This window comes from Pantoea endophytica, assembly GCF_002858935.1.
GTDB classification, from domain to species: Bacteria; Pseudomonadota; Gammaproteobacteria; order Enterobacterales; family Enterobacteriaceae; genus Pantoea; species Pantoea leporis.
Genome location: NZ_PJRT01000005.1, coordinates 726,045 through 750,504, shown reverse-complemented (window position 1 = coordinate 750,504; position 24,460 = coordinate 726,045). Strand labels below are relative to the sequence as shown.

The following is a 24,460-nucleotide window of genomic DNA, read 5'->3' as shown; positions in this document are numbered from 1 at the left end:
TTGTCACTAATCATCATCAGCGTCTCCGAAGTTCTTTGCCCGGAAACGCTGTTTCGACCATTTTTAGGAAATTATCCAATGGAAAGAGCAAATGCACGCAAATCAGATGGACTGAGTGTGAATGGCCGTCATCTTCTCTCTTTAGCCCATAAAGCGTTATTGCATACACGGCAAACTGAAGTTGCTAAACGACTTAACGTAGCCGATTCAACAGTGCTAAGGCGAACTGAAAAATATCCAGAAATTATGGAAACGCTGGCAGCAAGTGGGGTAGAGGATTTCGTGTTGAGGGGAGAGATGAAAGTGCCACTGGAACAGTATCGATGGCTTCTCACCGTGGCCATACAGTTTGCCGAGTACGAACTGGAGCGCACAAAAGAGAAAACCCCGGACTGCTGTAACAGTACCGGGGTTTAGTGCAGAACAGTTTCGTCAGAAACCATCCCAATTATGTCAGCAGCAGCCGTGCAAGTAAACGGCTGCGATTTGAGTTAAGGGTCAGGAAATGTTCGCAAAAAAAATGAAGTCGCCAGAAGTTCTCTCATCCCATCCCAAAGTGCATTTGATGGCACAGCATCTCCTGATTCCCCCTCGCTCAGTAAGTGAGGACAGTCACCGTGTTAAGCCGGTAGGCAGTATTCGTGATAAACGCGATATCACTGTGGCTGGTCTGCTTAAGTTCTGGTCTGTTGCGAAACATCATGCCCGAAACGGTGTGATACCTGATGCTGATCTCTCATACATCGATGCTGTCGTGAACCATCCCGGTTTCGGTCAGGCAATGCAGAAAGTAGGTTGGGTTAAGTATGACAAGCGGAGAAATTGCCTGGTGCTTCCGGAAATGAAAGGGGAGCAAAAGAAGGTTGAAGTCAAAAAATCCCAGGCTGCATTGAGGCAACAGCGCTACCGCATGAGGCTAAAGGTCAGGAACTGGATAGTTGAGGGAAGGCGGGCTGCTGCTGAACTTGCTAATAGCTCACGTTTTAAAAATCAGACTGTCGTCATAAAGCATGACGAGGTTTATGACGAGGAGGGAAGGCTGCTTAAGTTAGGGTCAATCACTGTCGATGGCAAAACGACGCACGTTGGTTACTGCTACCCTCAACATAAAACAACACAGAAGCATGGCCGGCCATCCTGGGCATCAGACATATCGATCAGTGATTCATGTGATAAGCCTGGCGTCACCAGTAGCGTAACGCCCGATGATTCAGGCGTAACGCAGAGTGTCACCAGTAGCGTAACGCCCGGTGATTCAGGCGTAACGCAGAGCGTCACCGACAGCGTAACGCCCGGTGATTCAGGCGTAACGCAGAGCGTCACCGGCAGCGTAACATCCGGTGATTCTGGTGCAACGCAGAGCGTCCCCAACAGCGTAACGCCCCGTGTTTCAGGCGTAACGCAGAGCGTCACCGGCAGCGTAACGCCAGCTGATTCTGGCGTAACGCAGAGCGTCACCGGCAGCGTAACATCCGGTGATTCTGGTGCAACGCAGAGCGTCCCCAACAGCGTAACGCCCCGTGTTTCAGGCGTAACGCAGAGCGTCACCGGCAGCGTAACGCCAGCTGATTCTGGCGTAACGCGAAACACTCCTGGCGGGCTCACGCGTGTTATACCTTCGCGCGCGCGCACCCGTTTTAGTTTTTTAAGATCTAAAACCTTAAAATCAAAACCTAAAACAACACACATCGCGCGCGAGAAAATTTCATGGCCTGTGGATAACTTCGACCCCAACAGCAAAATCACGTTGACCCCTGATTGGCTGACTGACTTTCCAGCCCCCTGGGTGAGCAAGTCCTCCCCACGTAAAACCAGGCCCAGCGGTTGTGCCTTCGACGCCATGCGCAACGTGACCCAGAGCGTGACAATCCTGAGAACCGGATACTCCGCCACCTGTGTCACTCGCAAGCGTGCCGCATATGGCTCAACGGCTGGAGGCAATGAACAATCAACTGAGCAGGCTAAATTCAGGCTTGACCCACACTGGACAACCTCAAGCCAGTTTCTCAAACATGCACGGCATATCGGTATCGAGCTGGATTCTGACGTATCGAAATATGAGTTGAGCGAGTTTGTAAATTACTGGATGGAAGAGGGGGCACAGCATACCCAGAAGCAGTGGGAGACCAAGCTGGCACGGTTTATTGGCAAGGGGCGTAAACGGGCCACTAAGCATGCCACACGCCGTCAGGACTTTACAATTCCAACCAGCATGGATTACGCCATCCCGCATGGGTTTCATGGGGGATGATCATGCAGGCAAGATTAAAACAGATCCCCTAGTGAACATGGGAGCCTGGAGAGCTGCTAAGAGCGAAGAGCGGACATATTCATAAATATGGGTAGGCCTGAATATCCTGGAACATTGGCACTCAGTTCAGGCACGCCCGGGAATTGTGTTATCCAGACCCGCACTGCGCCACATTTGGAGTAAGCGATGACGGGAATGGGGATAACTTTCAGGCACAAGCTGAAGAAATGTTAATCGCGTTACTTCAAAATGGCGGAAGGCATTACGTTTTTCACACCATGCCGCAAGTACAATATCACCAGAGAAGTAACCTAAGGCGAAAGGCCATATCGTTCTTTCACTCACATTACCCAGCCTGTCTGTATAGCCAGTCCGGATTTTCTGTCTCCTCCTGATGGCGCTTCGAAGAGAGTTCAGATTTTCAAAATTGTGATGGGCAACCTGAGGTCTTCCAACTAATTGTGTCGATTCATCAAACAGCGTCTTTAACTTTGCGGGCAGACCTTGCCGGATCTTACCCGTAACCTCAGAAGCTGCTTTTGCGATACCTGCGTCACCATATGCTGATACCCAACGCAATCCGAGCGCCAGTGCGTCGAGTTGCTCAGGGGTAAACATCATAGGCGGCAAATGATGGCTTCGTGAGAGGATAAACCCCGTCCCGGCTTCTCCCTGAATGTCAGCTCCCTGAGCACGTAGCGCGCAAATATCACGGTAAAGCGTGCGAAGGCTGACGGAGAGTTCTTTAGCAAGCCAGTTTCCGCTTACCGGATATCGATGCTGATATAAAATCTGTAAAAGATTAAGTAGGCGCTCTGCACGCTTCGGTCCTGATGCTGACATGTTCTGTCAATGCTCCCTGCGATAGTGAAGTCTCTTTATTTTTGACGAGTAACACTCATGATTCCTAACCTGATCATTCTTTATATTGATAACCCAATCATTAGCAGCAGATTTTACCAAAAGCTATTTAATAAAGAACCAGACGTAATGTTTCCAACATGGGCGGCTTTTTCCTTCAAAAATGGACTGAACCTCGGACTATGGTCAACAACGGCGAGTGACTTTGCATCCAGCGGTGAAGGTAACCGAACTGAGCTGAGTTTTATAGTTAAAGATATTAAGGAAGTTGATGCACTATATCAGCAGTGGTTGGAAAGCGGTGTGCAGATAGAACAGGAGCCCAGGCAGGCTGTTTTTGGCAAGACGTTCGTTGCGTTAGATCCCGACGGGCACCGTATCCGGGTGTGTATACCGGACTGATAAAGACTTTTACCTGCCCATGTTTAAACTTGAAACGTGCGCTTTTGGCACTTAGCTGCCCATCAAGACTTTAGGTAGGGGCAGCTGTAAGCGAACAACGGACATTGCTGATAGTATGTTTTCTAAGTCAACTGCGAGTGGATAACCCCCGATATCATTTACTCATCCTGGCTAACTTTTCAATAAGGTTGACGTGTCGAGAATAAATCTTGAATTTCATCTCAGGGCCATTCTGGTATCTGACTGCACTCAATGCGAGAGAAGCTAAGTCAATTTCGGCTTGGTTGAGCAAGTACTTCAAGTCTTCCTCAAGAATCTGATTTTGCACAAGAACGGGAAGCAGTTTTATTAGCGAACAGGAATTGCTGGAAACTAAGGCCAATGTATCCTTTGATGTTGGATAGGCGGCTTGATCAAGCCATGTACAATAATGATCTTCATTAGCGTTCTTAGCTTCAACTGTCCAGCGAAGGCGGAAAATGACTAGGTATTGCTGCATGATTGGCCAAAAGTCTTCACCATACGCATCAATGCTCAACATTTCTGTTGTAGCCTTCCACAGCTCTTGAAATAGTGCGGCGGACTTCTTAAGTCTTTCGAAAGTTTCCTGTGGGTCCGCGGTGCAGATTAGTATTCCTAAGCCTACGTCAACCAACATGCGCATCAGTCTTGAAGCATTTGATGTTCCCCATTCGTTGGAACTTCTATCAATGGGATGAAACTCGAGGATTTCTCTCAGCGCAATGCTAGAGTTCCACATCTCCAGCCATTGATTGAGGAAGTTGTCATTCAATGCGATGGAATAACCCAGCACCCTACAAGCATAGCTGTTGGGCTGAGGGCTTCGAAATTCACTAACATTATTTTGAAGCGACTTACCTTTGGATGAGTTCCACTCGGCAGGTGTTAAATTCCATTCTTCAATAAAGGCACTTACGTCCGGTGTCGGAAACTTATCGGGGTGGTTCGAATGTAAAATTGCCAGCATGGATTGATAAAACCATGACTCACATGAAAAATTAAATTCTTCAGAAATGATTGGGGAATAAGGCAATGGCACTTTCTCAGCTAATGCCAATAATATATCTTGGTTGCTTAGTGGCCGCATCTGATGCGATTTGTTATCAGGAAAGTTAAGATGCTGGCGAGTGAGCCATGTACCCCAACGCTTAAACAGCCCCTCGAAATCGGATCTTTCAGCGACAGTAACTACGAAACAAGCAAGCATTGAACTGACGTGCTGCTCTAACTTAGACGAATTATTCTCTCTGCCATTGGCTAATTGTAAAATTTTCTCACTTCCGTGCCGAAGTAAACTGGGAAGTAGTAGGGCACCATTCCATGAGCCATCGCTTTGAAAACTCAGCGAAGAACCGAGTGTGAAATGCTCCCATAGATCGTAGTTACGGTAAAATTCCGGGCTTTCAAGAACTCGATTGATTAAGGCTAGGCTTTTTGTTGAATTCATCCATATTAATAATTTGTTAGAATCAAGCTTCGTTAGTAATTCAATCCATGGCCAACTGGAATCATCTAACCGGTTGTCCAAGTAATGTCCGTCCCAAATTTCCTTAAGGGTGATTTGATGGGAAGGATCACAACAGTCTTCATGAAGAAGTTTTTTTTCAGCATCGACGAAGTGTTCTTCGGCTAAATTTAAGAGGGTTTCTTTGAAAGAAGAATTTTTTAGAGCTACAACGATTGCCACCTTCGTCCACAATTGCTCAATCCACCATGAGTTTCGGACGAGAGCCCTAAAGGCTGCATACCGGTTTTTGGTTTCTGAGGAGGCCCATGCCGTTACAATCCCGATCACTAAAGCCGTCTGAATTTTCGGATGGTCCGACGCATCGAAGTCCACGTGGACACCACACAATTGGGTAGTAAACCTCTTAAGAGCATTTTTGGCATCATCCTGAACGCAGAAATATTGCGTCACAGCCGTGACCAAGACATCCGGAGGTGCGTAACTACCTTCTGCAAAGTCTTCAATCAAAGACTCGACGATTGCGTACTGTTTCTGCCTTTCAGATTCATCAGTGGGCTGTAATTGCCATTCTTTGGTCATTAGTATTTTTTTCCGTTAGCGTTGGCCATCATCCAAACTGTATCAAAAAACTGCACTGCATCATGAGTGTCAGCATTCCAGCCTCTGCTAACGGCATTAACGTCACGATGAAACCCACCTACCGTAGCGCCAAAATGCCATAATTCGTTATCGATGATTGCAAATCGATCATGAATACAGTTGGCGTTACTAAGGGTAAATGAGAGCTCAATTGTTATGGGCGGGGCGAGTTTGTCACGATTTTCTGTTACGAACAGTTTTAACTCCTCGAAAGCCTCCACGATTATTTTTCTGGAATCGTGATAACCAGTTAAAATCTTTAATGTCTGCAGATGGTCTGTGCAAAACCAATTCACAACTTTCTTAATTCGAAAACTATGGTCGGGTTCCTGACCATCTTCACAAAATAAATGCTTGTCAATTATCCATACCGCTTGCGCAGTACTAATTGCCTCTTCAAATTCCTCTACTAATCTTACATTCGGAGCATCTTGACGGGCTTTGATTGCAACTAAAGAGGGAAAATGATGACGGGATTCATCCCTGTAGGGTGCCTCGCAAGGTATGAGTAATTTCGGGATGAAGCTTGTCTCTACAATCTGCTCAGTTGTACTGACATCGATCTGGGATGATAATTTAATCATTATCAACGTCCTGCGTTCCCTGTGCACCATGGGTCTTAGCGCCCTGTAATATCTGAGCTTCTTTCTCGTCCACCATGGCACGACCGCAATGTGCGCATGATTTCTTGAGCTCCCCTTTGGGGATTTTGAAGTCTTTCAAAGGCACTGCATTATTATATAAGTCTATAAGGTGGGTGAGGATTTTTTCACCATGGGGAATACGCATGGCCAGCGTTGGCCTTATACCGATTGAGTTTAGAGAACTGCCTATCATCCATACACGGTTATCGACTGCGATGAATCGATCATGAAAAAGACTATTTTCCGTATTGGCGACTTTGATTTGAATGCTGTTTCTGTGACTAGCTTGGAAGGTGGCCAAGTTTCTCAGCAATGCCTGGTGTGTATCAAGCGGTGCCTCATTATCGGATTCGGGGCCAGCTTCCGATACTTTAATCTTTTTGAAAGCACTGCTTGAGGTAAGGATTTGTATCTTTACATCGTCTCGCTCAATAGCAAATAGATACTGGGAAATTTGGTTAGCGCTGAAATAGGGATCAGCGATGAAGATGCTTAAATTAGCTTGCTTCAGCTTATCCCTAATGTGTTTTAAAGCTTCTTTGCGCTGGTCAGCTGTAAACCACTTCTGATCATATAGTTTGGCGCTGTAATTAAGGAGTCGCTCGTTTTTAGCATCTAGCAGACGCTTGAAGGCATCAGTTGCGTTCGGTGCGTCACCAAATGTCTGTGAAGACGCTAAAGTTTTTTTATCACTGAAGTACTCAGTAACTGGGCTCTTCTTTTTATCTGTCTCTGGGGCAGAAATTTTGACGCGCCGCTCGATAACCTCAGTCCTCATATTCATTTGACGAAGGAACGTTCGAATAGGTGTTTGAAGCAATACCCCGCGTTCTATGTGGGTGAGGACAAGACCGGAGCTGTGGATAGGAGAGGGCCTTTCAATCACTACCAAACCATCTTCAGGTACTGGAATTTTATCGAAGGAGGTGAGCATTCCTTGTTGTCCCTCCATTACGGTCAAGCTCAAACCTTGGAGTTTACGGCTTGGGTGCGGCTTAACATGGAAGTACAATGATTCGGAACCGTCTTCCTTTGGATCAACGAACTGTCGGACGGAATGAACGTCGCAATCGGGAACAGCAAGTACCATCCCACCCAAATATTCAGGATATTCCCTAAAATCGACATGCATGTGATGTTCCAGGAATTGTAAAGCTTCCTCGCACTGCTTGCTTCTTCCAGCTGTGTCAAGAAAGCTCGGCCATCCCTGACTTTCTGAAATTCGACGCGAATACCTGATAATGCCAAGGTTGCGGAACGGGATTGTTGAACGCTCAGACTTTTGCGCAATATCTTCGCTTTCCATAGGGACGCCCAATACAGGCCAACTTGGAAAGTCACTTAGTCTGCAAGCTGAAAGGGGCTTGCCATCAGAAGCCGAACGGAACCCGTCAAGGGGGACTGGTGTATGAAGTTCTTCCGATGAAGTTCGATACCATTGGATGGCTTCATCGACTGTCATTACTATACGGTCTACCGCAATAGCGCCATCTTTATTAAATCTTTTAATGTAAGGCTTAAGAGGTCTTGAAGTTGCTTGCCTTCCTGATGCAAGCAACCAGACCGATGCGAACAGTAAGCGTAGAGGTAACTGCTCAGATGTAGATTTTGGAGGTACTACTACAGCAATATGTACGACCGCATGTTCGAAGCCGTCAGTCCATTTACTTGAGGGGGCACTGCTTTTGGTACTTTCCATATATGGCTCGCTATCGGCAGAAGGCGCTAAGTTAAGTTATTTCAATTGACCATCGCTATAAGTTGAATTAATTGGGCACATTACGCTGATTTATAGAGAAGAAAAGAGACTGTTAGTTGAATAATATTGAAGAATTATGTCACTTCTTCACTTTGCAACCATCATAAGAGTATTCAGAGGTTTCGGGAAGGTAGTTGATGCGTAGCTGTCGAACGAAGGCCCTGATTGGAAAGAACGGGATAAAAAGATTTACCACTATTGGCAAAGAATGTCTTGAAGAGCGTCTGCCCTGGCATAGAGCATGAATCGCCACGGATAATTTAGACACTTCCGAGCCGTTGATAATACTGGTTTTCATATTCTGCCGGGGACATCTGATCACTAGAGCCATGCCGACGCTTACTGTTATAAAACATTTCGATGTAATCAAAAATATCGCTGCGGGCTTCTTCCCGCTTTCCGTAGATCTTTTTCTTTATCCGTTCGCGTTTCAGCAAATGGAAAAAGCTTTCTGCAACCGCATTATCGTGGCAGTTATCGCGACGGCTCATGCTGCCCTCCAGGCCGTGTGATTTCAGGAACGACTGCCACTCATGGCTTGTGTACTGACTGCCCTGATCCTAATGAACCAGTACCTGTTTTTGGGGATTACGCCGCCATACAGCCATCAGCAGTGCGTTCAGGACAATGTCCTTTGTCATCCGGGATTGCATTGACCAGCCGATAATTTTGCGTGAGAACAGATCAACAACCACGGCAAGATACAGCCAGCCTTCGTGGGTCCTGATATAGGTTATGTCCGTTACCCAACGCTCATCCGGAGCATCCGGATTGAACTGTCGCTGGAGCCTGTTAGGCGACACGATACTGGCCTCGCCTTCACGTGCCCGCGGGCTCCGGTATCCAACCTGAGCCTTTATCCCGACACGTTTCATCAGTCGCCAGACTCTGTTGACTCCGCACTGTTGCCCGCTGTCCCGCAGATCCAGATGGATCTTGTGAAGCATATCAGGCACGCCCTTAACATGCTGGCACCAGGCGGTAACCTGGTGGCGGTATGCGCAAACGGGCCTCGGCAGCAGCGGGTGTTTGGGGATATTGCGATGCATCAGGAGGCGCTTCCTGCATGAACCTTCATCTATACGGAAGTTTCCACCCTGATTGTTCGCATCGATGCGTGAAGCACTGCATGACCGGTTCCGCGGGGGCGGGACGGATTTCTGCCGAAAGTTTTGGCAGCGAATGTCTAAAGCCGCTGATAACAGCTGCGGCGGCTGCGCCGCCACGGCGGTTCTCCTGCAGTCGCATGTGCCTTTCATCTTTGTGGCGCTATCTCAGACTCTCCGTGCTTTGTTTCCAGCTGCTGTTAAGCCTTAAATGATGCAACAGCTACGCCTACTTTCTTTCTGATAACAACCTTCTGGCCCCCTCCGGCTTCCCGGCGCGCCGGGTCGTCAGCCCCACTACGCTAACCGGCACAGCCGGCAAGCTTCGCCGGAACGCGTGGCTTTCCGGGCCATCCGGCTAGGGTCTGATTGCAACGACAAGTGCAAAACCACTGCCATCGACATTAAAACTGAATGTGTATTCTGGTTAGTCTGAGAGTTTCAAAAGGTGATTATAGGGGTTACGAGTTGAAGCGAAGATGCATGTCACTATTACACAAGGGGAGGATGACCTTATGGCTCTGAAGTAGTAGTGATGATCTTGACAATCGAAGGTGGACTTTTAAAACCTATGGTTGATAATTGAAGTTAAATTTAATGGTTTCGAAGACGCGATAAGCATTCAAAATTAAGCCTGATCAACTCTGGCTTATAAAATAAATCAGGCGAGATTAATTAATTTATAGCGATAGGGAAATAAGCATGAACGATAAGGTGACGGGCTGCATTAGCATTGGTGCCACTAACACTGTTAATGATGTTATTAAAGTATTAGATGAAATCCCCAGCAGATTCTATAGCTTAACAGATCATTTTTATCAGGATGGTAAGCTACTTGGGGGAGATGAGTTAAAAAAACTCGAAAGAAGATTTATGATAGAGTTTTCAATTCAATTTTCAGCGCTTTTCAAAGAGCAGGGCTCTTATCAAAAACTCGAATATGAATTCGAAATACCTAAGAGATTCATGTTTGCCGATGACTGTAACATTTCCATACGCAACACATTCGAAAAGCTAAATACTAGGTTTGGCAGAGAAGTAGATATGCTAAAGTATTTTACTACTGAGCCAGACTTTTTAGTTCATGCTGGGCAGTCTGTGATGGATGAGGATGGTCAGAAGCTAATAATCGAGGCAAAGCTGAACCCAAATTTAAATAAGTCAGAAATATTTAAAGATATCTTTCATACTTTTATATATTCAAATCAGTATAATTTTCAGTGCAGTATAATGCTTTTGATTCATATAAATGAAAAAAGATGGTTGAAGACATTTGAGGAATACCTTGATCAAGGCTATTACCAAGGAGAACTGGAGAGTTCGAAGAAAATATTTGTAATTTTCAAGGCATCACCAGAGGGAAAGGCAACAGCTTATAATCTATTCGAATTGCTATCCCCTCCCACCTGTCCGAAATGCCATCAAAAAATGGTAAAAAGAACAGCCAGGAATGGAGTGAATGCTGGAAGTATTTTTTGGGGATGCTCTTCATTTCCTGATTGCAAAGATACTAAAAGTTTAACGGCTAAGGAGGAACAAAATGAAAATGGATTTTCTTGAGTAGTCCTAAGTTGATTACTTATTTTTTCTTTAGGCTCTGATTTGGACTGTCTTTGTGCGAAATGTCTGCTGTTGGCACACTGCGGACGTAATGTTTCATCATAATTCCGATTCAAAGCAATTACGGCGGCCGAGCAGTGCGCAGCCGGCCTTCTGAATGACGCCCTAGCGTCATGGAGGCGCCAAATGACGTGATATATAACTCCGATGGTAAAGGGCGCCGTAGGCCCGGCGTAGCCGGTTGATGACCCATAAAGCCTGCCAGTCCATCCCCCTCCCTTGTATCTAACATTATGTGGTGATTAGCTACCATCACACGAAGCGGAGTGAGCCGGGCCCCTCCCTGAGGACAATCTGAATTACTGATCCTGCCTGACAGCTTGCGGCCCTCCGTTTCACCTTATACGGTAGCACATTTTGTTGAACGGTTACCGTGAGCATGACTCCGGATAAACAAGGCGAACAGGCGTGACGGTCAATGTGAGAAAAGAAGGAAAATGTTTCCTTTAGGTATACGACCTTTGCATCCTCTATGATGGCATAAAGGGTCGTATACGGGCCAAAAAGAAAAAAATGGCAGTAGTGCTGCAGCTAATATCATCCGCTGGCTTCGAATGCAGCACTGTGGCTTGGGGGACGTTCACCTTATTATGGAAGCAACCGGCGTTTATCACGAACGGTTAGCTCTTTCGCTGCATGAAGCTGGCGCATAATTTAACAATATCGCTCAACGGTATAAACCTAAAGGGTCGCGTTATGCTGAGAACAAACAATAAAAAGATATTAACCCTTCTATTCCCCTTACTCTTCGCTCAATTACTGAGCGGGTGCTCACTGACTCGAGTTTCTGAAAAATCGCATGCCAGAGAAGTCGAGAGCCTAAATGTTATCGGAATGAGCTTGGTTTCGGCGAAAGAAAAGTTAAGTAAAGAAGGATTTGATTGCAGCGATTATCCTGAGACCAATAGGGTGCAAACCCAATCTGGCGCACGCACTTTAATACAGCTTGATTGTAGCAAACGAAGCTTAGAACTGATTTGTCCGCAGATACGCTATGCGGTACTCAATGCCGACCCCCAAAGCTTCAAAGTGGTATTGGTGGGAAAACGCATAACTCAACAAGCATGTTTTTGATGATCAATGTTCCTACGTTAAGCCTGTTTCCTAAAGAGACATGACAGGCAACTTTGAGCGAGGAGCGGACATTGGTAATCGTTCTCCAGCAGTAAAAAAAATGCTAACATAACCATGTTTTAGTCATCAGGGAGCAGGTAAATTGTCTGTTACTGCATAGCCTACGAAATCGCATGTCTCTCCTTAACAACTTAAACTGAATAAAATTTTTCACCTATAGAGATTCGTTTTTTTTTAAATGCAATGTTTTTAGCACATCCTGTCATAGTGGTTATGTACGATACCCCATAAACTATCTGATTTTGGTTCTATTTCTGGAGTAATAATGGATTGTGGTTGATTTTCAGACATGGCATCAAAGAAGTAGTGACGAACGAGTTTCGAAGTTGCATAACAAGCAATACCTAGTTTGGCAACGCTTATAGTGGCTCCTGTTTCAGTAAAGTGGGCAATAGACTTGCTGGCTACTGTTAATGCCTCAATCCACATATCTTTTATTTCATATTCAGAAAAATGGTTTGATTTCAGTATCCTGCATGCATCAGTTACTGGAACGAGTGGTTGAGAAAACTTGCTTATATTCAGTGTATAGCCGCTATTAACAATGTCATGATTATCCAGTTTAAGGCCCATAAAATTAAGCAGAGTTCTGTTTGCGACAATCCCCGCATCTAACGCCAAACCAATGAAAATACTTAAATCAGGCTGTTGTAGTTTTGAAGAACCCAAATCAAGTTCAAAAGGGGTGCTTTTATCCTTCCCTGACAAAATCGTATGACACGCTAACGTGCATGCCTCGAGAGACAGTAGTCTCTGCGGTATGTATTCCATCTTATATTTATCTGAAATAAATCCATTAATACCCATACTAACCTCTCTTAGCTGTATAAAATGAAAGCTTGTGAACTTTTATTCATCATAAATGCATCGCAATGGCATACCCTGTTATAGCAAAATTTTTTATAAAAATAATTTAAAATATCTGATTTTTTGAAAGTAACGGAGGTTGCGGATAGCTAGTTTATTAAAATCCCACGGATAATCCAGACCCTTCCGAGCCGTTAATAACACGGGTTTTCATATTCTGTCGGTGGCATCTGATTTTTCGTACCATGCCGACGCCTACTGTTATAAAACATCTCGATGTATTCAAAAATATCGCTATAGGCTTCTTCCCAGGTTCCGTAGATCTTTTCCTTTATCCGTTGATTGCGCTTCCGGCCGAAAGTTATATCTGCGCTTTTCAGTCTCTCCGTGGAGTCAATGCAAGCAGAGTGCCAGCACTGGACAGAATGACTTGAACGTCTGCAGCTGGCACATAGCCGCCTGTTTGTCAGCGGTGAGCGTGGAGTAGGAGTAAGCAATCATTCTCACAGATGTTGGCGGATGCACCTATAGCAAATAATATGTGTTATCGCTTAATCGGCTACAGGCACACCAATGTATGTGAATGCTCAGTTTCGTTTTTCTAAGTCGGTTAATGCATATCTGCCGCGTTCCGCAACTGACGGCGACTTATCAGAAGCCAATATGTTTGCCAGGTTAAATGCTTCATCACCGATGTTATCCAATTCTTTTATGAGCATTTCGCCAGCTATACGCCGAACCATTGGCGAGCGGTCGATTGTTGCCATTCTCAAAGTATCAATAAAGGGGCGAGCTGTAGGTATTATTCGTTCTTTTAAAGCAGGAATGCGCCGCTGTATGCCGTATATTTTGTCAATCCACTGCCATGTCAGCCCTTCAGCCCAAACAAATTTACTTTCAAACTGGCAACGATACGCTTTGGCTCGCAGGGAGGGTTGAATTGATTTTTCTGAAATTTCAGCTAAAAATTTATCCAGCGCTGTTGTGCGCCCTATCTGCCCAAATATAGTAGCGACAGGCCCTGAAGAGGATGTTAGAAGCCGTTTTTTTAAAGCATTCGTCACCTTCTCCATCAAAATCACTTTCATGAGTACCTCTTTCTCGATATATTCCATTCTCCCCCAGGAATGCCAGTAGGGAAGAGTTATAAATAAGACATCAACAATAAACTCAGGATCAGATTCTTCAGCAATCAATGGCAAAGCATCACGGGCTGCAGCTCTTACTTGCGGAACCCAGTCATTTAGCCTCCGAACAACCAAAGCTAATAAAAAACTATTTGGTGCCCCGCCAGATAGCGTCCTTAGCGCTCTTTCGCGTCTGAAACCATCAGTGCTACATATGTCTATCCATCTAAGTGAACCTACTTGCTGTAAATTATTATCATTTTGCTTCTGAATATACTGTCGAAGTGAATAGAAAGCTTCAGCTCGAATTAATCGTTCCCAATCATCGAGGCCTTTTAAGGGTAACTTTGAGGTGGCCGTGATGAATTTTGATATATCAGGCCTTATTCTTTGATATAATATATCGAAAGTGAGTGATTTTTTTATTGATGCAATTATTTCTTGCTGAAGGCTATCCTGCGTCAACATGAACCAGCTTCCTTTATAAAATTTTATAGGCTTAACCTCTTTTAAAGTGATAACATTCTAAAGTCAAGAATCATGTATCTACTAATTTTTTCTTTATATATGGCTCCCCGATTTAAAGGGGACCAAATTCGAAAAATAATAGACTGCACAAGCAGAGTCAGTCTTGAGCTTCCAGACCATGCGTCCGGTTCTGGCACGAAGCTGCCCCTTAAGACGACAGGTAGGGGCAGTTATGATCGAAAAGCAGACGTTGATATGTAAGCAGCACAGCACTATGTGGCTGTTTATTGTTCTGACACTACTGGTGGGAGAGATGTTCTTGCCTTTGAAATCAATTCTTCAATTACTTCCAGAGGAATGTTCTCTTCGTAACAGGTCAAAAAGAATTCGTGAGTAATATCAGAAAAGAAGATCTCTGCAACTTGCCGCAAAGGAGATGTCTCGCTGACGGATAACTCCAGGTACATGCCATCACGTAATACATCGCTTCCACGCCTCATTTCATATTTTATCTCAGACACAAGAGAGTTCCTTTTTTTACGACAACTATGAAGAGGTTTCGCCTAAAGTAAGATCAAAAAAATTGGTGTTAGAACATAGCCAGATAACCTTCTGGTCACAGAATCTTACACTATACGAGCAGTTTTACAGATAATCCTAAAATTGTCTTAACACGTCAACTTCCGCTCCTGCCAAGAAGCTAGCTTATAGTAACTGGCTTAGTCAGGTATGAGCGCAGGCTGTGTGAAAACTGTTTTGGTCGCTTAATCTGCGTAAAACAGGGTTGAAAGCAGCGCTCATACGTAAAATTTGGCTCAGCTAACCTGTCAATTAATTCCAGATTTTGCGTAGATGCACGCACTTCAGTTTTAGGTCAGAGTTTTCACACAGCCTGAGCGATGAGCGTATGTTTAGACCGACTGTTAGCTGACTTTGAGTTGCCGAAAAGGAGCGATCCTATTCATTACTAAAAAGATGGTAATGTTTCATAAAATCTCTTAGACCTTGCAGGAATGGTTTTGAAATGAATGGATCTTGTTTGTGTGGAACAATTGAATTTGAACTTACTCATAAACCAGCAGTTTTTTATCGTTGTCATTGCTCGCTTTGTAGAAAGCAGAGCGGCGTGGGTTACAATCTCGCCACACTAGTCAAAGACAGTGAGTTTCGCTGGATTAAAGGAAAAAACTGCATTGCTTCATGGTCTAAGCCAACGGGGTACCGTACCGATTTTTGCAATGTATGTGGCTCAACTGTGCCTAACAGTCTGCGAGACGTACCTTATGTCTGGGTTCCTGTTGGTTTAATTGACGAACCTCTTGAAATGGAATGTGTAGGAGACTTCTGCACAGATGATGCAATGCCTTGGGATGAAGCGCGCTCACCTAGTGACCATGCTGGACCTGTCGAGTCGCTAGCCTCGCTTTTAAAGTACCTGAAACTCAATTCCTGAGCGTCAGCACTTGGCACTCAGGTGACATAGGAGATGTGACAGGCAGCAATGAGCGAGAAGCGGAAGTTGGTACTTTTACGCGAAAAATCGGTTCCTTCTGCAGGCAGAGGGATAGCTAATTCCGGTAGGAGTTTTTCAGTATGTTTGGCCGAAAGATAATTAATACTATAATTTTTAAAAAGTTAAATTAAGTATGATGCATAAGACGTGAAGCTAAAGGACAGATATGACAGCATATTCAAACTCCGATGCAGCAAAAGATTTACGTTCGGCCTTAGACAAAGCACCCGCTGACGCAGTGACCGGAGATTGGTTGTTTATCACCGAACAGGCTGGAGTCATCTCACAAACAGGAGGTTACATGTATGCAGACGGGAGTCACGTTGCAGAGGGAAACCACGCCTTGCAGAAAGTCCGGGAGGTTGTCGAAAAACTCGAAGCATCCCAGATACAGCCCTTTAATAAGGTTATCGTCCACTGGACAAGGTCTAAAATACCGTTATTAAGGGGGCGCGTAACGGTTAATATACTATTCGATGAGACAATTGTGCCGCGTGGTCCACAGGACCCGATTTATGAGGCAGCTTCAGTAGCAAGGCGAGCCTTTTGGGAAAAGTATGGCAGCGTCCAAGATGGTTTTAAGGCTGAACAAGATGGCGCGAACATACACAACCAGACGGAATGGTTCGGGCCCCATCGTCGAGTACTTACTTTGAAGAGCAACACCCAATTAACGCTGGCCACTGATGGCCTCTCGACACCCTGGGCTGGCATTGCAGACCAGGAAAATGGCGTAGGATGTGAACTTTTCATGGAATTAGACGCTTCGAATATTACCAGCCACCTGATTGATGACTGGACTCATCTCTTGATTAGCCTGGGGGATCTCGTTGCCGATGGGTATCAGGTTGCTGCCGATGTTGAAAAATATGGTGCAATCCTGTTTTGCACTCTTACAGACGAATATAACCCAATGACCAGAATCATCCTCAGCCGTGATGGCCGTAAGATTGATAATTTGCCTTTCGGTTCAGTTCCGCTAATCCGTGTAACGCCGATAGCAGAGTCAGAGATTGAACACCTTGAACAATCTGATGAATGGGCTTCAAGCGCAGCAAGACATGCTCTCGCGGAACGGCAGATAGAAACATAGACAATTAGCGCGACGCTGTTCACGCCCCTTTAGGGGTAGAATGAGTTCGATCACTTCACTTAAAGTAAGAACAGCATCAAATAATTGAACCTTGTTCAGTAGTGAGCTAAGAGCGGAATTTCATAATTCTTTAGACAATCCTCCAGGGCGGTTATGCTAGTAATAAAAAGCTGCAAAGGAAGTAGACATGACATTGTTTGAAGAATGTAAGGAGTTGCTTAAGGCAGATTTTGATGTTGTTGAAGGAGATGACTTGAGCATGGCCATGGATATTTTTCATCAATATCGATGGCATAGCGGTAAAATCATGTGGTCCGAAATGGATTTCAGCGATCATGAAATCACTCATGAGGTGTTTAATGGGAGCGGCTTAGGTAATGAATCTGTATTTGTCATAGCGGATGATGCTAATGTGCCCGTGTTCAGAACCTATCTACAACTCATTGTTGATAATATCTACGATGTCATTGCTATATCACCTAACCTATATATATTTAATGATAACTTGATGATGCAACCATTATTTCCTCATGATTTTATACGATTAAGTTTGCGAAAGTGATTAGCAGAAGTTCTGACTAGTACCCCGAATATTAGTACATTCTGATGTTAGCAACGTCCGCTTCTGGCACTCAGCGGACGAGGTAACGATCCGCTATAAGCGAAGACCCTACGTTCCTAGCCTAAAGTGGATGTCTACGCTTCCACTCAGCAATCACATCACCCAGATTTTTTGGTACGTCATTTCGTATCCAGGCCATAAACTCGCGATCAAACCGGAAATCTGGACCGCACTCATCCATCATGAAACGGCGAACGTTTTGTGTGTTTTTGTAGTCTTTATCCACCATTGTCAAACGTGTTAATGAAGAACTATGCCAGTCGATTTTCACTTGTTGACTCCTGTTTTAAACAAACGGTAGCGGTGTTCAAATTTAACACGCTGACTTTGAAATGCCCGCTTCAACACTTAGCTGAAGTTGCGAATTCTGTTATGGGCAGCGCGATCAATATTAGCTTGATGTAGCAAGCAAGAGGGCGCACAGCACATCCAGAAGCAGTGAGATATCAAGCTTGTTCGCTTTATCTCGAAGGGGCTTAGGCTTTCGGTTAAGACCCGAACTTCACATCGGGATATCAATGTCATGCCCAGAGCTGATTATGCAATACCGGAAGGGTTCAGGGGGTGATGAAGTCATTAAGATGCGCGCTCATGTGAAATGCATAGCCACATGACGCATGTCCGCTCCGTGCCAGAAGCGGTCGTTGCTCAAATTCGCACTGTAATAATCAAGAGTGATAACGGCCACACTATTCGCGTAAATCAGTAACTCTAGGGGCTTTCAGTATGTATTGTGAAAACCATGTCAAAATTTCCAGCTGTTAGAGAAAAATTTCCATAATTTTTCCATATAAATTTGCCTTATGATGTACTCATCATAACCTTATTACTTCAGCAGTTGATTAACACTCGCCTTTTTATTAAAATTTATTTTTATTATTTGTGGCATCTGAAATGAGTGAGCTTGAAGATTTCAAACTTGTAAACAATCTACTGTTAGAATTTATAAAGAAAAAAGAAGTTAAAGCCAGGTTCGCCCACGTGGTTGACAATGAATACAACGATTGGGAAAAGTGGTTTCAAATAGAATTTGAATATTTTCTTTTGAATGAAAAGAACTTTCATACTAGAAGGGAGTTGAAAGCTAAATCTGATAAAAGAAGTAAGTTGAATCGCTTTTACATGTTTGTCGACTTAATTTTCAGAAAGCCTAACACTGCAAAGGATCAGTATATATATATTGAATTCAAGCGAGCGGTGAAAGCAACAACGTTAGTGAAAGGAATGTTGGCTGACATAACCAAGGTTAATTCAATCGTTAAATCACATTATGCTGAAACTGAGATGAAACAGCGTTCATTCTGGTGCGTGGGTTTTTATCATTCCTTCCATAGTTTGACTGTTGACCGTGCAAAGGAAGAAATTAAGCCGTACTCAAAAATCTTTCACGAAGCGGTGTACCTATGCTCGTGTCGAGGAGCATCACATCATGATAAATGCACGAAAATTGGCCTTATATTAATCTAATTATGATCAAGTAGAGGTAACACTTCCCTGACTTATATGAAAATGACTAGGTTCGAGGATAAATAGTTATCAATTGAACCTGCTTATTTTTATTCATCAATACGGAAGAGTTTTTATTAACGGCATTATATTTTAAAGTGATAAGATAATTCGCACTATGTTATAATATAAGATACATGCAAGTGAGTTAGGGTGCTAATTATTAGCACCCATTTTTTAAAACCAAGAACCAAAAAAGCTGGATATTTTGTTGCAAATATAATCTTTTGCTTTCTTAAGAGGTTCTTTAAGTATTGTAGGGATTGGCGCAGAATCAATTACATGATCTAGGACTCCTTTTACAGTTTCATTAAATCCATCCTTGGATTCATTCTTTATCTCGGCAGTCTTATATTCCTCTCGTAGCGTGCTATACACGCCTGCTTTTGACTTTTTTGGCAGTCTAAGCACCATCTTCTTCACAAGGTTACCGATGTTATAATTCAAGGGTGCTGAGACAGCAACACAACCATTGCTTGTTTCAAATAGCCTTTCGTAAATATACATTTCTCTTGTTTCTAAATTTTGTACTTGGGCCGTAGAAGGACTGTTCAGTGAACGATCCCATTCAAAAGATGGCTCAATTTTATCTGCTTGGTTTATGACAAAAAGTATCTTACCTTCAGCCTTGAGTGGTTTAATTACGTTTTTATAGAACTCTTCATCAGGTGCAAGAACTCGGTCATCTGCTTTAATAACCCAAAGGATCAAATCAAGGTTGGGTATCTGCTCCTCATAAAGGGACTTATACTCAACATCTCTCTCTTTGCTTTCCCCCACCCCTGGTAAATCAACAATGGTCAGCTTTCGTCCACCTACATCAATATGCAATTCTTCAATATCTCTTGTACATGCTTCGACGTGACTAACCTTACAGACATCTTGTTGAAAAATAGCATTGCATAATGAAGATTTACCAACTCCCGTTTTACCCATTACACCGATGCGAGGTTCATAATCTATGACTTCAGTGAGTTTCTTTTTCGTATAGCGTGAGATTTCTGGCGGAAGTGTAGATAAAATTTCATCGAGAATTTTAGAGGGGGTAGTTTTGTTTTTAGATGTTTTCCCATTTTCGGTCACGGGACCTTCTGGTTCATTGTTTTCACTTTTTGATTTTTTTAATAACTCACTAGCGCCTTTGAATACTTGTGTATTTAAAACCATAAGTCCTCCATGTCTTGTTATCGATAAATAGTGATTTTGAATCAAAAAAACCTATGACATATAATATCGGCAATTTTAAACAAAACTTTAGGGTCTCAATATTGGCTGGACGTTCTGATGCGTCCATAGTTAACTCATACAAAGTGCTATCTTCAATGTCGTCAGAACGTTCTAGGCTGACTTATACTTTGTTTAAGAGGAGTTGAGCGCTAGGAGCGGAAATTTTTTCTTTACTAATTTTATCAGGAAGTAATTTATGGCACGTCGAAGTGAATTAAAAGGTATAGCTAATGCTATTAATGGGAGTTTTGTTAGCAGAAACAACGACTTTAATGGATACTGGTCAATAGGTCAGATTAAATCATTCGCTCTTGATAACGGCCTTACTTCAGTAACTTTTGCTCTAACCCTTCCTATGACCAACCCTGCATCTAATCTGCAAACCTACACGGTTCACCGCTACGCTGAAATGCTCAAAAGCCTTTTATCTAATCAGAAATTACCTGACCTCTGGGTGAAGAACGCGATCATTAAGATCGATTTTAATGCTAATTCGAAACATGCAAAATTGTACGAAGACACCTCCTCAGGCGAACCTTTTCAGTGTACCTGTAAGATAACTGATGATACTGACCGAGATTACTCATCCATAATATATGGACGTTGCTTGCCGCATTCTATTGTTCGAGAGTTAAAATCGACCCGAGATTCACCATCTGATTAAATTCAGCTTCTCGCTCATAACGGATCTGGCACGCGTATCCGCTTCGCGCCATAAGCGAAGATGAGCAGTATTAAGTTTTCAGTTATTCCAGTAGTCAGCTCCGAATTGCACTGTCTTAGTGGTGGATGCTCGTTGTTGATACAAGCCAAAATTACAGCCAGAAAGTGTAGGTAAAAAGCCCGGAGCAATGGATTCCGGGCGGCAAAAAATGGAGCCTAACATTTCCAACAGGTTGACAGTCGTCTCGGGAAGAAAGTGAGACAAATTGAGCTTAGACAGCCGCTTAGGATTTGTCAGTCCGTCGATAAAAAAAGCCCGCCGGAGCGGGCTAATAAGTTCTCAGGCTAAGTCATTTCGTACGCAACACGTTTGCTGTGTGTTACGAATTAATCATAATCGAGCGGTACTGTTTTGCTATAAGGCGCGCGCAAAATTTCATCGCAAAACCTCAACTTCAGAATTCTGCCATTGAGCCGTTTCTTATATCAAAGCTCAGCTGCAGGCGTACCGTAGAGAAATTACTATAGGAGGATGCATGGACATTGAGGTTTGTGACTTGGCGATGGATGCAGTACGCAGCGTTATGGGGCAGGCGGTTATAAACATGCTTGACGAAGGTATACCGATTACGAACGATTCACTGGTCGGTTATATGGCCGCAATGTTTGAGGATGAGGCCAGGAGTTGCGTGGCAGAGCTGGCAATGTATCTTTTTGGTGTCAGCAAGCACTGAGCCAAAAGAAAACCCGGCACGGCGGCCGGGTCAGTAATTACGCAACGTTTTGTAGCTTAAGTCCATGCTCGTATCCCATTAGGTATGCAGTGAATGCATCCTTGTGGCGAACATAACTTGCCTGACTTTCTGCTAGGTCGGCGAGCACACCGTCATCACTAGCTTTTGGAACGCCAATCATTGCGTGCCACTTACCTAAATCATACGCACAACCAGCGCATTTATGGCGCCCAGTTTGACCTTGGTTCTCCGGAAGAACCTCGAACATCTGATTGCGGCGATGGCCTTGTTTACAAATAATTTTCATAAAGCACCTTGAAAAATAAGGTGCCGAACGCTTTACACGGGATCTCGCTTGAGATAATCTCAAAAACGAGATCTCAAGAAAACATTCAAGCACTGACTGTTTTTATCGGCCCCATGTTGTTGACGCAACTTGGGGCTTTCCCTTATGTGGCGCACACTTACTGACCACATCTTCGGATAATATCCAGGCAGCACAAAAACCTCAATAAAAAGATCAGCTTAACTGCTGTATTTTTTCACATCTGTGTATTCAGCCAGTTTTTGCCCCTCATAAAGTCCACTGCAATATAAATTTCTTTGCCCGCCAATCCCTTCGCAAAAACCTCATGCAATTCACTTGATCGATCCTGGTGATCGATATTACTGTATTTATATACAGTATCTATCAGGGAGGGTGATGACCATGCCCCGCGACTACGAAATCAAAGACGCCTTTAGGTTCGCAATCAAACGCGATGCTGCTGGCCGATACACCGTCTGTACACTCGATTTTGTCACTGAGCTTAAGCGGCTCAACTGGCATTACACGCCACGCGAAGCCAACAACTGGATAGAAGCGCACAAATCAGTTTTCCGGGATATTTCCACAGCGGAAGGTGATGAGCGCGTGTTTCAGGTGTTCAATCCAAACGGTTGAGAATAAATAAAATATTAAATGTTCTTTTAATTTTGTTCTGAAATTCATCAATTGAGACTACAGCCATGAAGTTCTACAAGCCTGCAAAAATCCGCGCCATATTAGCGCTGCCATTATTTATTGAGCGCGTCCCATGTGGGTTTCCTTCTCCTGCACAGGACTATGTTGAACAGCGAATCGATCTCAACAGTCTGCTTGTCAGCCATCCCAGCTCAACTTATTTCATCAGGGTAAGCGGTGACTCCATGATTGACGGTGGCATCAGTGATGGCGATATGCTGGTTGTGGACAGCTCAGTGAAAGCTGATCATGGCGACATTATTGTGGCGGCCATCGAGGGAGAGTTCACGGTGAAACAGCTCATGACCAAACCTTGCCTGCACCTGAAGCCAATGAATCCAGCGCACGCTATCATTCCGGTCAACGATCCTGACCAGTTTGAAATTTTCGGAGTGGTCAAATACTCGATTAAATCGATGGCCCAGTAATGTTCGCGCTGGTGGACGTTAATAATTTTTATTGCGCCTGCGAGAAGGTTTTCCGACCTGACCTGTGGGGAAAGCCAGTGCTGGTTTTAAGTAATAATGACGGCTGTGTCATTGCCCGCAGCGCGGAAGTCAAAGCGCTGAATATCCCCATGGGCGCACCTTACTTTAAGCTTAAAGATGAAATACGCAGACACAAGATTCACGTGTTTAGCTCCAACTACGCGCTGTATGCAGATTTTAGCAATCGCGTAATGACAACATTGGAAGCTATGGCGCCATCCGTCGAGGTGTACTCAATTGATGAGGCCTTCCTGGACCTGACAGGTCTGAGAAATTGCCGGGTTCTTGAAGATTTTGGGCGAGAAGTTCGTGAACGCGTCAGACGCAACACGCATCTGACAGTTGGCGTCGGTATCGCGCAAACTAAAACGTTAGCAAAATTAGCAAATTACGCTGCCAAAAAGTGGACGCAGACCGGCGGCGTTGTTGACCTGTCAAACATTGAGCGCCAGCGGAAGCTGATGGCGCTGGTTCCGGTCGAAGAAGTATGGGGTGTTGGCCGGCGCATAAGTAAGAAGCTAAATGCTATGGGCATCATCACCGCGAAAGACCTGTCGGAGCAAAGCACATATATCATCCGTAAGCACTTCAACGTTGTGCTGGAGCGAACGGTGCGCGAGCTGCGGGGCGAGCCTTGCCTCGCGCTGGAAGAATTTGCGCCTACCAAGCAGCAAATCGTCTGCTCACGATCCTTCGGCTCGCGCATAACCGAGTATATGGATATGCGTCAGGCGGTTTGCTCGTATGCAGAGCGCGCGGCTGAGAAGCTGAGAAGGGAACGCCAGTACTGTAGTCAGGTAGCGGTGTTTGTCCGGACCAGCCCACACGCTGAAGGTGAAGTGTTCTATGGAAACCAGGCGATGGGTAAGCTGCTAACGCCCTCCAACGACACGCGCGACATCATCAGAGTTGCTATGCAGGGTCTCGACCATATATGGCGGGACGGGTGCCGCTATATGAAAGCAGGGGTGATGCTAGGAGATTTTTACAGCCAGGGCGTTTCTCAACTCAATCTCTTTGATGAATTTAAGCCTCAGGCCAACAGTGAGGCGCTGATGCGTGTTGTTGATGGCCTAAACCAGAGCGGGAAGGGGAAATTATGGTTTGCAGGTCAGGGGATCCAGAAATCCTGGGAGATGAAGCGTGAGATGCTGTCACCGGCATACACGACGCGGTATGAGGATCTGCCCGTGGCGAAGTGAAGTTTACTACTGTCCGCTGCAGTAGTCTGAAATGATAACCGAAACCCGGAGCCACGTAGTAATGTCTTTATGATTGAAGTCACCCGGCGACAAATCTCATCT

Annotated in this window: 24 protein-coding genes and 3 pseudogenes; 15 read left to right on the top strand and 12 right to left on the bottom strand. The window is 44.5% G+C overall.

The features are described 5' to 3' along the window. Both PZBJ_RS05995 and PZBJ_RS05990 read left to right on the top strand, forming a co-directional pair. Complete coding sequence (locus tag PZBJ_RS05995; protein WP_240632883.1) at positions 1-417, top strand: hypothetical protein; 417 nt, start codon at positions 1-3, stop codon at positions 415-417. 88 nt (positions 418-505) lie between these two features. After that, complete coding sequence (locus tag PZBJ_RS05990) at positions 506-2,251, top strand: DnaT-like ssDNA-binding domain-containing protein (RefSeq protein ID WP_101761648.1); 1,746 nt, start codon at positions 506-508, stop codon at positions 2,249-2,251. 126 nt (positions 2,252-2,377) lie between these two features. Here the strand turns inward: PZBJ_RS05990 and PZBJ_RS05985 are convergent, their stop codons facing one another. Continuing rightward, positions 2,378-3,094, bottom strand: coding sequence for a helix-turn-helix transcriptional regulator (locus tag PZBJ_RS05985; protein ID WP_101761647.1), 717 nt, complete (start codon positions 3,092-3,094; stop codon positions 2,378-2,380). 57 nt (positions 3,095-3,151) lie between these two features. Between PZBJ_RS05985 and PZBJ_RS05980 the strand changes: the two genes are divergently transcribed. Then, entirely contained in the window at positions 3,152-3,514 is a 363-nt protein-coding gene (locus tag PZBJ_RS05980) for a VOC family protein (RefSeq protein WP_101761646.1), read from the top strand. Between the two features lie 154 nt (positions 3,515-3,668). Here PZBJ_RS05980 and PZBJ_RS05975 read toward each other — a convergent pair whose 3' ends face one another. From PZBJ_RS05975 to PZBJ_RS05960, 4 genes and pseudogenes are all read right to left on the bottom strand, one after another. Next, positions 3,669-5,582, bottom strand: a complete 1,914-nt coding sequence (locus PZBJ_RS05975; protein WP_101761645.1) for a hypothetical protein — start codon at positions 5,580-5,582, stop codon at positions 3,669-3,671. Beyond that, a complete protein-coding gene (locus PZBJ_RS05970; RefSeq protein WP_101761644.1) occupies positions 5,582-6,226 on the bottom strand; it encodes a hypothetical protein in 645 nt (214 codons plus the stop codon). Before PZBJ_RS05970 ends, PZBJ_RS05975 begins: the two co-directional genes overlap by 1 nt. Continuing rightward, positions 6,219-7,985, bottom strand: coding sequence for a VPA1262 family N-terminal domain-containing protein (locus tag PZBJ_RS05965; RefSeq protein WP_101761643.1), 1,767 nt, complete (start codon positions 7,983-7,985; stop codon positions 6,219-6,221). Before PZBJ_RS05965 ends, PZBJ_RS05970 begins: the two co-directional genes overlap by 8 nt. 320 nt (positions 7,986-8,305) lie before the next feature. Further along, positions 8,306-8,983: pseudogene (locus tag PZBJ_RS05960) on the bottom strand (IS3 family transposase); the annotation flags it as partial. An 870-nt stretch (positions 8,984-9,853) separates the two neighbouring features. Here PZBJ_RS05960 and PZBJ_RS05955 point away from each other — a divergent pair. From PZBJ_RS05955 to PZBJ_RS05950, 3 genes and pseudogenes are all read left to right on the top strand, one after another. Beyond that, on the top strand, positions 9,854-10,711 hold the full coding sequence (locus tag PZBJ_RS05955; protein ID WP_206098198.1) for a topoisomerase DNA-binding C4 zinc finger domain-containing protein: 858 nt from the start codon (positions 9,854-9,856) through the stop codon (positions 10,709-10,711). 525 nt (positions 10,712-11,236) lie between these two features. Further along, a pseudogene (locus tag PZBJ_RS24315) lies at positions 11,237-11,418 on the top strand (IS110 family RNA-guided transposase); the annotation flags it as partial. A gap of 49 nt (positions 11,419-11,467) precedes the next feature. Next, positions 11,468-11,845: a hypothetical protein gene (locus PZBJ_RS05950; protein WP_101761787.1), complete on the top strand. Its 378-nt coding sequence runs from the start codon at positions 11,468-11,470 to the stop codon at positions 11,843-11,845. A 249-nt stretch (positions 11,846-12,094) separates the two neighbouring features. Here PZBJ_RS05950 and PZBJ_RS05945 read toward each other — a convergent pair whose 3' ends face one another. From PZBJ_RS05945 to PZBJ_RS05930, 4 genes and pseudogenes are all read right to left on the bottom strand, one after another. Further along, a complete protein-coding gene (locus PZBJ_RS05945) occupies positions 12,095-12,712 on the bottom strand; it encodes a hypothetical protein (RefSeq protein ID WP_101761642.1) in 618 nt (205 codons plus the stop codon). A 194-nt stretch (positions 12,713-12,906) separates the two neighbouring features. Next, positions 12,907-13,053: pseudogene (locus tag PZBJ_RS05940) on the bottom strand (IS3 family transposase); the annotation flags it as partial. Between the two features lie 246 nt (positions 13,054-13,299). Next, positions 13,300-14,307, bottom strand: coding sequence for a hypothetical protein (locus PZBJ_RS05935; RefSeq protein ID WP_101761641.1), 1,008 nt, complete (start codon positions 14,305-14,307; stop codon positions 13,300-13,302). Positions 14,308-14,591: 284 nt separating this feature from the next. Continuing rightward, positions 14,592-14,828 (bottom strand): hypothetical protein, encoded by a 237-nt coding sequence (locus tag PZBJ_RS05930; protein ID WP_206098197.1) that lies wholly within the window; start codon positions 14,826-14,828, stop codon positions 14,592-14,594. A gap of 503 nt (positions 14,829-15,331) precedes the next feature. On the opposite strand from PZBJ_RS05930, the gene PZBJ_RS05925 reads away from it, so the two are divergent. From PZBJ_RS05925 to PZBJ_RS05915, 3 genes are all read left to right on the top strand, one after another. Beyond that, a complete protein-coding gene (locus tag PZBJ_RS05925; protein ID WP_101761640.1) occupies positions 15,332-15,760 on the top strand; it encodes a GFA family protein in 429 nt (142 codons plus the stop codon). Between the two features lie 226 nt (positions 15,761-15,986). Continuing rightward, the gene (locus PZBJ_RS05920; protein ID WP_101761639.1) at positions 15,987-16,913 is read left to right on the top strand and encodes a hypothetical protein; all 927 of its coding nucleotides are present in this window, start codon (positions 15,987-15,989) and stop codon (positions 16,911-16,913) included. 187 nt (positions 16,914-17,100) lie between these two features. Continuing rightward, positions 17,101-17,475: a CDI toxin immunity protein gene (locus tag PZBJ_RS05915; protein ID WP_101761638.1), complete on the top strand. Its 375-nt coding sequence runs from the start codon at positions 17,101-17,103 to the stop codon at positions 17,473-17,475. 121 nt (positions 17,476-17,596) lie between these two features. Here the strand turns inward: PZBJ_RS05915 and PZBJ_RS05910 are convergent, their stop codons facing one another. Next, positions 17,597-17,806 carry a DUF6434 domain-containing protein gene (locus PZBJ_RS05910; protein WP_101761637.1) on the bottom strand — a complete coding sequence of 70 codons (210 nt, stop codon included), beginning with the start codon at positions 17,804-17,806 and terminating at the stop codon, positions 17,597-17,599. Between the two features lie 623 nt (positions 17,807-18,429). On the opposite strand from PZBJ_RS05910, the gene PZBJ_RS05905 reads away from it, so the two are divergent. Then, positions 18,430-19,002 carry a hypothetical protein gene (locus PZBJ_RS05905; RefSeq protein WP_101761636.1) on the top strand — a complete coding sequence of 191 codons (573 nt, stop codon included), beginning with the start codon at positions 18,430-18,432 and terminating at the stop codon, positions 19,000-19,002. 216 nt (positions 19,003-19,218) lie between these two features. On the opposite strand, the gene PZBJ_RS05900 is transcribed toward PZBJ_RS05905, so the two are convergent. Beyond that, positions 19,219-20,208: a GTPase family protein gene (locus PZBJ_RS05900; RefSeq protein ID WP_101761635.1), complete on the bottom strand. Its 990-nt coding sequence runs from the start codon at positions 20,206-20,208 to the stop codon at positions 19,219-19,221. Positions 20,209-20,464: 256 nt separating this feature from the next. Between PZBJ_RS05900 and PZBJ_RS24000 the strand changes: the two genes are divergently transcribed. Continuing rightward, on the top strand, positions 20,465-20,932 hold the full coding sequence (locus PZBJ_RS24000; RefSeq protein WP_146001286.1) for a hypothetical protein: 468 nt from the start codon (positions 20,465-20,467) through the stop codon (positions 20,930-20,932). Between the two features lie 535 nt (positions 20,933-21,467). Next, positions 21,468-21,665: a hypothetical protein gene (locus PZBJ_RS05895; RefSeq protein ID WP_101761634.1), complete on the top strand. Its 198-nt coding sequence runs from the start codon at positions 21,468-21,470 to the stop codon at positions 21,663-21,665. Positions 21,666-21,702: 37 nt separating this feature from the next. Here PZBJ_RS05895 and PZBJ_RS05890 read toward each other — a convergent pair whose 3' ends face one another. Further along, complete coding sequence (locus PZBJ_RS05890; RefSeq protein ID WP_008101739.1) at positions 21,703-21,972, bottom strand: hypothetical protein; 270 nt, start codon at positions 21,970-21,972, stop codon at positions 21,703-21,705. Positions 21,973-22,374: 402 nt separating this feature from the next. Here PZBJ_RS05890 and PZBJ_RS05885 point away from each other — a divergent pair, with 402 nt between their 5' ends. The 3 genes from PZBJ_RS05885 to umuC all read left to right on the top strand — a co-directional run bounded on the left by PZBJ_RS05885 (position 22,375) and on the right by umuC (position 24,358). Next, on the top strand, positions 22,375-22,608 hold the full coding sequence (locus tag PZBJ_RS05885; protein ID WP_101761785.1) for a DNA polymerase V: 234 nt from the start codon (positions 22,375-22,377) through the stop codon (positions 22,606-22,608). Positions 22,609-22,673: 65 nt separating this feature from the next. Further along, a complete protein-coding gene (gene umuD, locus PZBJ_RS05880) occupies positions 22,674-23,096 on the top strand; it encodes a translesion error-prone DNA polymerase V autoproteolytic subunit (protein WP_091003887.1) in 423 nt (140 codons plus the stop codon). Further along, positions 23,096-24,358, top strand: coding sequence for a translesion error-prone DNA polymerase V subunit UmuC (gene umuC, locus PZBJ_RS05875; RefSeq protein WP_101761633.1), 1,263 nt, complete (start codon positions 23,096-23,098; stop codon positions 24,356-24,358). Before umuD ends, umuC begins: the two co-directional genes overlap by 1 nt. The last annotated feature ends 102 nt before the right edge of the window (positions 24,359-24,460 follow it).